This window comes from Streptacidiphilus jeojiensis, from assembly GCF_042510965.1.
Lineage (GTDB): Bacteria > Actinomycetota > Actinomycetes > Streptomycetales > Streptomycetaceae > Streptacidiphilus > Streptacidiphilus jeojiensis.
This window is the reverse complement of record NZ_JBEUKS010000007.1, coordinates 48,748-61,049: the sequence shown is the minus strand read 5'-3', so window position 1 is coordinate 61,049 and position 12,302 is coordinate 48,748. Positions and strand designations below refer to the sequence as shown.

The window sequence follows — 12,302 nt, the reverse complement described above, 5'->3', positions numbered from 1 at the left end:
CTGTGGGCAGATGCGATGAGGCAGGTGAGGATAACAAGAACTGCTGTCCCGATTTCGGCGGCCGGTCGGGCGGTCAGTCGGCGGTGATCTCCGGATGCAGGCGCCGGGTGTGGTCGACGGTGCGGACCGGTCCGGTGAGGGTCAGTCGGACGGCGAGGCGGGTCTCGGTGCTGGAGGCCGCCAGCCGCAGTTCCAGCTCGCCGGGTTCGACGATCCGCCGGCCCTCGCGTCCGGTGAAGGACGCCAGGTCGGCCGGCAGGGTGATCCGCAGCCGGGACCGCTCACCCGGGGGCAGGGTGATCCGCCGGTAGCCGACCAGCCGTTGCACCGGCTGGACCACCGAGGCGACCGGGTCGTGCAGGTACAGCTGGACCACCTCGGTCCCGCTGCGCCGGCCGGTGTTGCGCACGGTCAGGGCGATCCGGAACTCCCCGGCGGTGTCGGCGGTGTCCTGGAGCAGTTCCAGGTCGGACCAGTCGAAGTCGGTGTAGGACAGTCCGTGGCCGAAGCCGTAGGCCGGGGTCGGGTCGGTACTGGAGACATCGCTGGCCTGGGCGAGCCTGGCCGCGAGGTAGGTGGACGGCTGGACGCCGGGACGGCCCGGGACGCTGACCGGCAGCCGGCCGGAGGGGTTGATCCGGCCGCCGATCACCCCGGCCACCGCCCGGGCGCCGGCCTCGCCGGGGAAGAAGGACTGGACGATGCCGGCCGCCTCGCCCACCGCGCGGCCCAGCGCATAGGGGCGTCCGGCCAGCAGGACCACCACTACCGGGGTGCCGGCGTCCAGCAATGCGTCGAGCAACTGCTGTTGCAGTCCCGGGAGTTCGAGTGACTCGGCATCGCAGCCCTCACCGCTGGTGCCGCGTCCGAACAGCCCGGCCCGGTCGCCCAGGGCGAGTAGCACCACGTCCGCGCCCCGGGCCAGCTCCACCGCCTCGGCGATGCCCGAGGTGTCGCCGCCGTCGACGGTGGTACCGGGTGCGGTGACCACCTCGCTGTCCGGGAACTCGGCGCTGACCTGGTCCAGCAGCGTGGGCAGGTCGATGCCGAGCGGTACCTCCGGATGCTTGCCGCCGACGTGCACCGGGAAGGCGTAGCAGCCGAGCAGGGCGCGCGGGGTGTCGGCGTTGGGGCCGATCACCGCGATCCGGCCCGGACGGTCCAGCGGCAGGGTGCCGTCGTTGCGCAGCAGCACCACGGCCTGTTCGGCGACCTGCTCGGCCAGCGCCCGGTTGGCGGCGGGGTCCAGGTCGATGCGGCCGCGCAGGGCGCCCGGCGGCAGTGTGTCGTAGGTCGCCGGGTCGGTGCCGGTGCCGGCCAGGGCGGGCGGGACCGGGTTCCAGTCGGGGTCCAGCAGCCCCAGTTCGGCCTTCTGCACCAGGACCCGCCGCAGCGCGCGGTCCACCAGTCGCTCGGGTACCGCGCCCGAGCCGACGGCGGCCAGCAGCGGTTCGCCGAAGGCCTTGACGGTGGGCAGTTCCACGTCGACCCCGCCGGTCAGCGCGAGGCCCGCCGCGTCGCCCAGGTCCGCGGCCACCCCGTGCAGGGTCCGCAGGAAGGCGATGCCGAAGTAGTCGGCGACCACGGTCCCGGTGAAGCCCCAGACGTCCCGGAGCAGGGTGGTCAGCAGCTCCTGGTCGGCGGCGGAGGGGATCCCGTCGGTGTCGGTGTAGGCGGACATCACCGAGCGCGGACGGCCCTCGCGCAGGGCCATCTCGAACGGGGGCAGGATGACGTCGGCGCGCTCGCGCGGGCCCATCGGGACCGGGGCGAGGTTGCGGCCGGCGACGGAGGCGGAGTAGCCGGCGAAGTGCTTGAGGGTGGCGACGATCCCGGCGGACTCCAGCCCCAGCACATAGCCGGTGGCGATGGTGCCGACCAGGTAGGGGTCCTCGCCGATGGTCTCCTCCACCCGCCCCCAGCGGGCGTCGCGGACCACGTCGAGGACCGGGGCCAGGCCCTGGTGCACGCCCACGGCGCGCATGTCCCGGCCGATGGCGGCGGCCATCGCCCGGACCAGCTCCGGGTTGAAGGTGGCGCCCCAGGACAGCGGCACCGGGTAGGCGGTGGCCCCCCAGGCCGCGAAGCCGGCCAGGCACTCCTCGTGGGCCAGCGCCGGGATGCCGAACCGGTTGGCGGCGGCGATGCGGCGCTGACTGCGCATCAGCGAGACGGCGCCGAGGGCGGGGTCGATCGGGGTGGTGCCGAACGGTCGGGTCAACTGGCCGAGGCCGTACGGGAGCAGGGCGTCGAGATCGACCGGCTCCTCCATGTCGTGCTGGTAGGGGGCGACCTCGCCGCCGTCGGCGGAGGCGCCGACCCAGACGCCCACCAGTTGGGCGAGCTTCTCGCGCAGGGTCATCGCGGCGATCAGGGCGTCGGCGCGTTCGCCGGCCGGCAGCGAGGTGTCCTGCCAGTCCGGGACGGCGGTACGGGTGGTGTTCACGCGCTCTCTCATTTTCCGCCGACCCCCATCAGCCCGCGCACCAGGGCGCGGCGGGCGAACAGGTAGACGACCAGGATCGGCAGCATGGACAGCAGGACCGCGCTGAGCAGGGCCGGGACGTCGACCCCGTGCTCGGTCTGGAAGTTGAACAGGCCCAGGGTGATCACCCGGGTGGAGTCGGACTGGGTCAGCACCAGCGGGAACAGGAAGCCGTTCCAGGCCTGCAGTGCGGCGAAGACGACGATGGTGGACAGCCCGCCCTTGGACAGCGGAACCACCAGCTGCCGGAACACCCGTGCCGGTGACGCGCCGTCAACTGACATGGCCTCGTAGAGATCAGGGGTGATGTCCCGCATCGCGCCGGTCAGGATCAGGGTGCAGATGGGCAGGCAGAAGGCGGCGGTGGGCAGGATGATGCCGAGCAGGTTGTCATAGAGGCCGGCCTTGCTGATGACGTAGAACATCGGCACGATCACCGCCTGGGCGGGGATGGCCAGGCCGAGCAGGAAGATCCGGAAGACGGTGCCCATGGTGCGGTGGCGGCTTCTGACGATGGCGTAGGCCAGCGGCGGGACGACCAGCAGCACGATGGCGACCACGGACAGGGTGACCACGATGGTGTTGAGGAAGTCCCGGCCGAAGCCGTTGGAGAAGTCGTCCAGGTAGTTCTGCAGGGTCAGATGGGTGGGGAAGCTGAGCGGCCCGGAGGTGGAGTAGTCGGACTGGGTGCGCAGGGTCGCGGTCAGCATCACGTACAGCGGCAGGCCGACCAGGAAGAGCCAGATCAGCGAGCCGAAGCCGGCCAGGTAGTTGGGGCGGTGGCGCATCACAGTCCCTCCGCGGTGCTGTTCATCTTGTCGTAGCCGGTCAGCCGGACCATGACCAGCGAGACCAGCGTGGCGATCACCACCAGCACCAGGGCGATCGCCGAGGCCCCGCCGAAGTCGAAGCTCAGGAAGCCCTGTTGGTACATGTAGTAGGCGCTGATGGTGGTGTCGGTGCCGGGGCCGCCCTGGGTCAGGATCAGCACGGTGTCAAAGGTGGTCAGCCCGCCGACCACCATCAGCACCATGGAGGTGATGATGGTGTTGCGCAGCTGCGGCAGGGTGATGTGGAAGAACTGCCGCACCGTCCCCGCCCCGTCGATCGCCGCCGCCTGGTAGAGCACCTGCGGGACGGCGCGGGCGCCGCCCTGGTAGATCAGGGTGTGCAGCGGGGTCCACTGCCAGGCCCCGACGAAGGCCAGCACGCCGATGGAGCCGCTCTGGGTGCCGAGCAGGTTGCCGTCGCCGAACAGCCAGCCCGCCTCGGAGGGGATGCCGAAGTTGGGGTCCAGCAGGGCCCGCCAGAGCACCGAGACCGCGGTCGCCGAGAGCAGCAGCGGGACGAAGTAGATCGCCAGCAGCACCGCGCGGTTGCGCTGGTGCCCGGCGGCCCAGACCCCGAGCAGGATGCTGATCGGGGTCTGCACCACCACGCCGAGGGTGGTCAGCAGGGCGCTCAGCCACAGGCTCTTGAGCATCACCGGGTCGTGCCAGAGCGCGGTCCAGTTGGCCAGCCCGGTCCACTGCGGGGAGCCGATCCCGTTCCAGCCGGTGAAGGACAGCACCGCGACCAGGACCAGCGGCACGATCGCGAACAGGGTGAAGAAGAGGGTCGCGGGCACCGCCCAGGCCAGGCCCGGGCGGGTGGCCCCGACGCCGCTGCGTACCGCCCGGCGGCGCTCCACCGCGGCGGCGAGGGTGGCAGTCAGGCTGGTCATGAGGTCGGCAGCCCCTGCATGGCCTTGATGAAGGCGGCGGCGTCCATCTTGCCGTCCATGAACTGCTGGACCGCCTGGTGCATCGCGGTGGTGGCCGCGGGCGGGTAGGCCTGGTCCCAGGAGAGCTGGAACGAGGGCGCCTGCTTCACCAGGTTGTACTGGAAGGTGTCGTAGGCCGGGTCGGTGGAGGTGGAGAGGAACTGCTGGGTGTTGGTGGTGGTGGGCAGGTTGCCGATGCCCAGCTGGGCCTTGACGAACTCGTCGGAGTACATCAGCTTGAGGAACTGCGCGACGGCGTCCGGGTGCTTGGTGTTCTTCAGCACCGAGTAGAAGTTGTTGGTGTTGCCGACGACGTCGTTGGGGTCGCCGGTGCCGCCGGTGACGGTCGGGAAGTTGCTGTAGCCGAGGTCGTTCTTGGTGAAGTCCGGGTTGGCGGCCTTCTCGGTGGCGTACTCCCACGACCCCATCAGCTCGAACGCGGCCTTGCCCTTGGCCAGCAGCGCCGGTGACCCTCCGTCAGTGAACTTGACCGAGTCGAAGTTGCTGCCGAAGGCGCCCGCGTCGACCAGCTGCTTGAGCATGCCCAGCGCCTTCTGGCTGTCGGCGCTGGCCCAGGCGCTGGGGTCGCCGCCCAGGGCCTTGGCGAAGAGCCCGGGGCCGGCGACGCGGTCGTAGAGGTACTCGAACCACATCAGCGTCGGCCACTGGTCCCCGCCGCCCAGCGCGATCGGGGTCTTCCCCTTGGCCTTCAACGTCTGCACGTCGGCGATGAGTTGGTCCCAGGTGGCGGGCGGGGTGATGCCGGCGTCGGCGAGCACCTTCTTGTTGTCGAAGAGCAGCACCGGCTGGGTGCCGCGCATGGGGACCCCGTAGGCCTTGCCGTCGATCACGGCGGTGTTGAAGACCGACGGCAGGAAGTCGGACTTGAGCTGCGGGTCCGCGGCGATGAAGCTGTCCAGCGGCATCAGCAGGCCGGCCTTGACGAAGGGCGCGATGCTGCCGCCGCCCCAGTTGAAGAACACGTCCGGCGCCTGCGGGGTGTTGATGATCGTCTGGAGCTTCTGCTGGTAGTTGGCGCCGGGGATGGTGTCCAGGACCGCCTTCACCTTCGAGGTCTTGTTGAAGGTGTCGACGATCTGCTTCTCGACGGTGTTGCCGGTGTCGCCGTAGACCAGGATGTGGATGGTGCCCGAGCTGCTCGCGGAGCTGCCGCCGCTGGATCCGCAGCCGGCGGTCACTCCGGCCACGAGGGCACAGGCCAGGGTGGACACGACGACTCTGTTGCGAACGATTCTGTTGCGGGACGTACGGCTGCGAGACACAGAAGCGGAGGATCTCATGGCCTGCCTGTCCTTCGATTGTTTCGGAGACTTTGCCGAATGTCGTGGGGAAACGTAGGCCCGGCGGCAGGGGGCGTCAAGGGTCGGCGCAAGGCCAACTCCCGGCGATTTTCCGGCTCCCAGGGACTACGATCCCTGGCGTGAAGTCATCCGCGGCACGGAAACCGCAGGCACGACGGGCAGCAGGGGAGGGGCCGTGACCGGGACGGCGACATTGGCGGAGATCGCCCGGGAGGCCGGCGTCTCGACTCCGACCGTTTCGAAAGTGCTCAACGGCCGGGCCGACGTGGCCCCGGCCACTCGCGAGCGCATCGAGGAGCTGCTGCGCCGACACGGCTACCGGCGCCGGCGCAGCGCCAACCAGGCGGCCCCGCTGCTGGAGCTGGTCTTCCACGAGCTGGAGAGCGCCTGGGCCATGGAGGTCATCCGGGGCGTCGAGAACGTGGTGCGCGAGGAGGGGCTCAGCGTCGTGCTGTCCGAGTCCTCGGGCCGTCTCAGCCTCGGCCAGACCTGGATGGAGGGGGTGCTGGCGCGCCGGCCGATGGGGGTGGTCCTGGTGCTGTCCGGCCTCGACCACGCCCAGCAGGAGCAGTTGGCCAGCCGGGACATCCCGTTCGTGGTCATGGATCCGGCCGGCGACCCGGGCCAGGACGTGCCGGCCGTCGGTGCGACCAACTGGCACGGCGGCCTGGCCGCCACCCGGCACCTGCTGGAGCTGGGGCACCGGCGGATCGGGGTGATCGCCGGACCCGCGCGGATGATGTGCAGCCGGGCCAGGACCGACGGCTACCGGGCGGCGCTGGAGACCGCCGGGATCGGGTTCGACCCGGGCCTGGTCCGGGAGGGCGACTTCCACCACGAGGCCGGCCATGTCGCCGGGCTGGAGCTGCTGCGCCTGCCGGACCGGCCCACCGCCGTCTTCACCGGCAACGACCTGCAGGCGCTGGGCCTGTACGAGGCGGCCCGGGAGCTGGGGCTGCGGATCCCGGAGGACCTGAGCGTGGTCGGCTTCGACGACCTGCCGCTGGCCCGCTGGGTGGGTCCGCCGCTGACCACGGTGCGCCAGCCGCTGACCGAGATGGCCGAGGTCGCCACCCGGATGGTGCTGGATCTGGCCCGGGGCCGGAAGCCCAGCACGCTCCGGGTGGATCTGGCCACCAGTCTGGTGGAGCGCAGCAGCACGACACGGCCCCGGGCCGGGCGCTGAGGGCCGGCTTCACCGGGGCCCGCACTGCGCGGTGGCGGTGGGGTGTTGACGGACCGTCGGGTCGGGCCTAGGGTCACCGCTGACATTCGGGAGCATGATCGAAACTTTCGATCATTCACCCCTCCCGGTCCGCCGCATGACGGCCTGGTCGGGCCGCTCCGACCAGCAGTTTGTCATGCCCGCGTCTGCAACACCGCACGTCCGCACACCCCACCCACCCCTGTGGAAAGGACATGAACGGTGACAGCACACGACCACGGAAGGCGCCGCAGCAGCTCAACCGGCGTCAGCTCGGTGCAGTACCCGACGCCGCAGCACCCCGCGCCGCAGCACCCGACGCCGCAGCTCACGCGGCAGCAGGAGGCGCAGCCCGCGCCGCGCCCGTCCCGCCCCCTGTTCCGGCGCGGCCTCGGCGTCGCGGCGGCGGCCGTCGCCGCCGGAGCGCTGCTGCTCACCGGCCTGGGCGGGCAGGCCGGGGCAGCCGGGACCAGCCTGAAGTCCCTGGCCGAGGCCAAGGGCATCTACTTCGGCACCGCCCTCACCCAGTCCAACCTCAGCAACTCCACCCTCACCGCGGTGGCCTCCAGCCAGTTCGACATGGTGACCCCCGGCAACGAGATGAAGTGGGACACCACCGAGCCGTCCAATGGAACTTACAACTTCGCGCCGGGCGACGCGATCGTCTCCTACGCCAAGGCGAACGGCATGCGGGTGCGCGGCCACAACCTGGTCTGGCACAGCCAACTGCCTTCCTGGGTCAGCAGTCTGCCGACCAGTCAGGTGCAGGCGGCGATGGAGGCGCACATCACCACCGAGGCCACCCACTACAAGGGCCAGGTCTACTCCTGGGACGTGGTCAACGAGCCCTTCAACGACGACGGGACGCTGCGGCAGGACGTCTTCTACACCGCGATGGGCAGCGGCTACATCGCCGACGCGCTGCGCACGGCCCACGCCGCGGACCCGAACGCCAAGCTCTACCTGAACGACTACAACATCGAGGGCGAGAACGCCAAGAGCGACGCGATGTACAACCTGGTCGCCTCGCTGAAGTCGCAGGGCGTCCCGATCGACGGCGTGGGGCTGGAGAGCCACTTCATCCTCGGCCAGGTGCCGTCGACCATGAAGGCCAACATGCAGCGCTTCGCCGCGCTCGGGGTGAACGTGGCCGTCACCGAGCTGGACGACCGCATCCAGCTCCCGGCCACCGCCGCCAACCTGACCCAGCAGGCCACCGACTACGCGACCGTGATCAACGACTGCCTCGGCGTCAGCGGCTGCGTCGGCGTCTCCCAGTGGGGCGTCGGCGACGCCGACTCCTGGATCCCGGGCGCCTTCTCCGGCTACGGCGCGGCGACCATGTACGACAGCAACTACCAGCCGAAGCCGGCCTACACCGCCTCGGTGACGGCGCTGGGCGGGACCGCCACCACCTCGCCCACGCCGACGGCGTCCGCCTCGGCGTCGCCGACGTCCGGTCCGACCGGGGCGGCCGGCTCCTGCAAGGTGGCTGACGCGGTCAACGCCTGGAACACCGGCCTGACCGAGAACATCACCATCACCAACACCGGGACGAGCACCGTCAACGGCTGGTCGCTGGTGTTCACGCTGGCCTCCGGACAGACCGTCACCTCGGCGTGGAACGCCGCGATCAGTCCGTCCACCGGGAAGGTCACCGCGACCAACCTCAGCTACAACGGCACCCTGGCCCCCGGCGCCACCACCACGATCGGGTTCCAGGCCACCCACACCGGGAACGCCGCGGCCCCGGCCTCGTTCGCCCTCAACGGGACCACCTGCAGCGCAGGCTGATCCATCATCAGTTACGGGGGATGTGCAGGTCGCACCAGACGCCCTTGCCGTAGGGGAGCAGGTCCGCACCCCATCGATCGGCAAGGGCGTCGACCAGGTGCATCCCCCGCCCGTGGTCGTCCTCGACATCGCCCAGGATCAGCAGCGGCAGCTGCTGGGACGGATCCCGGACCTCGATCCGGACCGAGCCCCCGCGCCGGGTCACCCGCAGCCGCAGGATGCTGCCGCCGCTGTGGATGATCGAGTTGGCGGCCAGCTCGGCCACCAACTGCGCGGCGGCGGAACCGAGATGCTCCAGACCCCAGGACTGGAGGATCTCCAGGGTGAGTTCGCGTGCGAGTGAACATGACGCCGGATGAGCGGGTAGGCGCATTTCGCCGCTCTCCGGATCCCGAAGATGTTCGAAGAAATGCACCCGTTGCTCGTTCGGCAGCGGATCAAGCGGGTCGATGTGTAACCGGACATCCACACTGTCATATGCCGCCACAGGTACTACCTTGCCATCAATCGATGTCAATGTGTAGTGAACGCGTAATCTCCCACCGGGGCCGGCGGCCCCTGCGATGGTGATCGTTGATCACAACCCTGCAACGAGCTGCACCCTTTCCTGTTGTTGCTGAGACTCTTGCTCCCCAACTCAACCGGAAGCCAGCTCATCGCCGAGGCCAACGGCGCCGCGCAGGGCGTCTGAGTCGGGGCGGGGGAGGCGGGGCGGCGTAGCTGGTTGTTTGCGGCAGCTGTGGGTGGCTTACATGGCGGGTTCGTTGCCGCCCTCCGCCGTCCGTGGCTTGTTGCTGTTGCTCGGCTCCGCCTCGCGGGCTAACAGCAGGGAGGGGACTGCTTGGCCGGGCGCCGTAGGCCCGTGGCGGGGGCGTGCGGGGTGGGGCGGGGGGCGTGCGGTGGGTCGAGTGGCCTGAACTGGGGTCACTTCTCGTACATCGGGTCACTCGTCGTACGGAGATGTCGGACATATCCGGGCATTCACGTAGATCAACTGACCCAGTGTCCGAAGATTGACCCAAAGTGTAGAGGGCACCTACCTGGCGAATCGTTTCTCCAGCCGCACCGCCGACCGACCCGCCGCCCGGCAACGGCGAGACCCCGGCACCCCTCCCGTCCTTGTCGCCGCGAGCGTAGCGAGCAACAGCAACAAGCCACGGGCGGGGGTGGGCGGCAACGGTGGCGCCATGTAAGCCACCAACAGGTGCCGGCCCCCCCCCCCCCCCCCCGCCGCACCACCCGCCGACCCGAACCTGTCCCCGAATCGGGGACAACCGTGGCGTCCGAGCTGAGCTGAGCCGGGCCGGCCGGGTCGCGTTCAACGGTGGCGGATATTCAACAACCCCGGCCTCCCCACCTTCCCCTGGGCGGGACCCGCGACTGCTGTCCTGGAGTCCGCAGATTCGCAGTTTCGCGGATGTGCCGCCCGGCCCGGAGGTGGTTCATGTCCCGCTATGTGTTCGACAGTTCGGCGGTTCAGGCCCCGGATCGCTTCACCGCGCTGGAGACCTGCTACGACCCGGTGTCGCGGCTGCGCATCGCGCAGACCGGGCTCGGGGCCGGCTGGCACTGCCTGGAGGTGGGCGGTGGCGGTGGCTCGCTGGGGACCTGGCTGGCCGATGTGGTGGGGCCCCTCGGCCAGGTACTGCTCACGGATCTGGTCCCGCAGCCCAGGGGTCCGCAGGACGAGCCCACCAATCTGACGGTCATGCAGCACGACATCGTCAGCGACGACCTGCCGCAGAACGCCTTCGATCTGGTCCACGCCCGTCTCGTGCTGCTGCACCTGCCGCAGCGGCGCCAGGTCCTGGACCGGTTGGTGGCCGCGCTCAGGCCCGGGGGCTGGCTCGTCCTGGAGGAGTTCGACTGCGGATGGGTCCCGGTGCTGACGGCGCCGCACCCCGGCGCCGCGGAGCTCTTCGAGAAGGTCCACGCGCACCTGATGCGGCTGCTCAGCGAGGCCGGAGCCGATCCGCTGTGGGGACGCCGGGTCTACGGGGCCATGTCCCAGGCAGGGTTGACGGACCTTTCGTCCAGTACCCACGCCGAGGCCTGGGCCGGCGGCGGCGCCGGCATCCGGCTGCACCGGGTCAACACCGAGCAGGTGGAGGACCGGCTGCTCGCGGGCGGGGTCACCGCCGCCGAGTTGCGGGACTTCTGGTCCCTTCTGGACGAACCGGGATTCGCGGTCAACTCCTACCCCCTGGTCACGGTGCGCGGGCGGCGGCCACACCAGCGGGACGACTAGAGAAACAGAACGAGCAGAGAGAAGGCCCTGCTGATGATCACCGACCTCGTCCGCTATCGGGAGTTGCGCCTCCCGCCGCCGAAGGACCTCCTGCTGACTGTCGCGCAGCTGGCCCGTTCGGGCCGGTTCGACCAGTACGTGGTCTACGAGAGCGACCAGGCCTGGCACTTCGCCGGCGGCAGCCTCGCCTCGCTTCGGCTGTCCCGGGACTGGGCCGTGCAGCAACTGGGGGAGCGCACCCGGCGATTCCCGTGCACCGGCAACCCGTTGGGGATCGTGGAGCAGTTCCTCGACATGACCGGCGTCCCGGAGTGGCGCGCGTACGGCTGGGCCGCCTTCGAGATGGCGCAGCTGCTGGCCGGCGCCGGGGACCAGGTGGGCGACGCGGACCTGATGCACCTGGTGGTGCCGCAGACCGAAGTGCGGATCACCGCCGAGGGCATGGTGCTGCGGTCGACCGACCGGGAACTCCTGGACGTCCTGGCGAAGAGCCTGCTGGACGAAGACCCGGGTCCCGCCGTCCCGGACACGGCGGTCGACGTGGCCGTCGAGGACAGCCACAACTACCGGGCTGCGGTCGCCGCAGCGGTGCTGGACATCCGTGCGCGCACCCTGGAGAAGGTGATCATCTCCCGGGTGGTCGAGGTGCCCGCCGCGGCGGACCTGATCGGCAGCTATGTCGCCGGTCGCCGGGGGAACACCCCGGCCCGCTCCTACCTGCTGGACCTCGGCCGGATGCGCGCCGCCGGATTCAGCCCGGAGACGGTGGCCGTGGTCTCTCCCGACGGACGGGTCACCACCCAGCCGCTGGCGGGCACCCGCGCCCGCACCGGTTCCCCGGCCGCCGACCGGGAGCTGTGCGCCGAGCTCCTGGCCGACCCCAAGGAGATCTACGAGCACGCGGTCTCGGTGAAACTCGCCTGGGACGAGATCGCCGCCGTCAGCGAGTCCGGCTCCGTGTCCATCGACGAGTTCATGGCCGTCCGGGAACGCGGCAGCGTGCAGCACCTGGCCTCGACGGTGAGCGGCCGGCTGCCCGTGCGCGGCCGGATGTGGACCGCGTTCGCCGCGCTGTTCCCCGCCGTCACCGCCACCGGGATCCCGAAGCGTCCCGCCTACCAGGTCATCCGCCAACTGGAGGGCCGTGAACGGGGGTTGTACGCGGGGGCGGTCCTGGTCTGCGATAGCGAAGGAGGTCTGGACGCCGCCCTGGTACTGCGCAGCATCTTCCAGGAGGGCGACCGCACCTGGCTGCAGGCCGGGGCCGGCATCGTCGGCCAGTCCCTTCCCGAGCGTGAGCACGAGGAGACCTGCGAGAAGCTGCGGAGCGTCGCACGGTGCCTGGTGTCCGCCCGCACACCGTAGTTCGACCAGCAGCAGAGCACCGCAGCAGGCGTGCGCTCACTGCCCGGCGCCCCTCCGCCGACCCCCGTGCTCCCTGCCTGCCACGGTCCCGCGGCGCCTACCCTGTGCTGCAGGGGCTCCAC

Annotated in this window: 9 protein-coding genes; 4 read left to right on the top strand and 5 right to left on the bottom strand. The window is 70.5% G+C overall.

Features of this window, described 5'->3' with window-relative positions; translation table 11 throughout:
- Positions 1-73: 73 nt before the first annotated feature.
- The 4 genes from ABUW04_RS20130 to ABUW04_RS20115 are packed head-to-tail and all read right to left on the bottom strand — an operon-like array spanning position 74 to position 5,548.
- On the bottom strand, positions 74-2,458 hold the full coding sequence (locus ABUW04_RS20130; RefSeq protein WP_380566054.1) for a beta-xylosidase/alpha-l-arabinosidase: 2,385 nt from the start codon (positions 2,456-2,458) through the stop codon (positions 74-76).
- On the bottom strand, positions 2,455-3,273 hold the full coding sequence (locus tag ABUW04_RS20125) for a carbohydrate ABC transporter permease (RefSeq protein ID WP_380566053.1): 819 nt from the start codon (positions 3,271-3,273) through the stop codon (positions 2,455-2,457). Before ABUW04_RS20125 ends, ABUW04_RS20130 begins: the two co-directional genes overlap by 4 nt.
- Entirely contained in the window at positions 3,273-4,208 is a 936-nt protein-coding gene (locus ABUW04_RS20120; RefSeq protein ID WP_030260203.1) for a carbohydrate ABC transporter permease, read from the bottom strand. The genes ABUW04_RS20125 and ABUW04_RS20120 overlap by 1 nt, the downstream gene beginning before the upstream one ends.
- Positions 4,205-5,548 carry an ABC transporter substrate-binding protein gene (locus ABUW04_RS20115; protein WP_380566052.1) on the bottom strand — a complete coding sequence of 448 codons (1,344 nt, stop codon included), beginning with the start codon at positions 5,546-5,548 and terminating at the stop codon, positions 4,205-4,207. The genes ABUW04_RS20120 and ABUW04_RS20115 overlap by 4 nt, the downstream gene beginning before the upstream one ends.
- 196 nt (positions 5,549-5,744) lie before the next feature.
- On the opposite strand from ABUW04_RS20115, the gene ABUW04_RS20110 reads away from it, so the two are divergent.
- Positions 5,745-6,755 (top strand): LacI family DNA-binding transcriptional regulator, encoded by a 1,011-nt coding sequence (locus ABUW04_RS20110; protein ID WP_380566050.1) that lies wholly within the window; start codon positions 5,745-5,747, stop codon positions 6,753-6,755.
- Positions 6,756-6,995: 240 nt separating this feature from the next.
- Entirely contained in the window at positions 6,996-8,567 is a 1,572-nt protein-coding gene (locus tag ABUW04_RS20105; RefSeq protein WP_380566049.1) for an endo-1,4-beta-xylanase, read from the top strand.
- A 7-nt stretch (positions 8,568-8,574) separates the two neighbouring features.
- On the opposite strand, the gene ABUW04_RS20100 is transcribed toward ABUW04_RS20105, so the two are convergent.
- The gene (locus ABUW04_RS20100) at positions 8,575-8,940 is read right to left on the bottom strand and encodes an ATP-binding protein (RefSeq protein WP_380566048.1); all 366 of its coding nucleotides are present in this window, start codon (positions 8,938-8,940) and stop codon (positions 8,575-8,577) included.
- A gap of 1,071 nt (positions 8,941-10,011) precedes the next feature.
- On the opposite strand from ABUW04_RS20100, the gene ABUW04_RS20095 reads away from it, so the two are divergent.
- Together ABUW04_RS20095 and ABUW04_RS20090 are read left to right on the top strand one after the other, a co-directional pair.
- Positions 10,012-10,815: a class I SAM-dependent methyltransferase gene (locus ABUW04_RS20095; protein ID WP_380566047.1), complete on the top strand. Its 804-nt coding sequence runs from the start codon at positions 10,012-10,014 to the stop codon at positions 10,813-10,815.
- A gap of 33 nt (positions 10,816-10,848) precedes the next feature.
- Positions 10,849-12,180, top strand: a complete 1,332-nt coding sequence (locus ABUW04_RS20090; protein ID WP_380566046.1) for a salicylate synthase — start codon at positions 10,849-10,851, stop codon at positions 12,178-12,180.
- Positions 12,181-12,302: the final 122 nt, after the last annotated feature.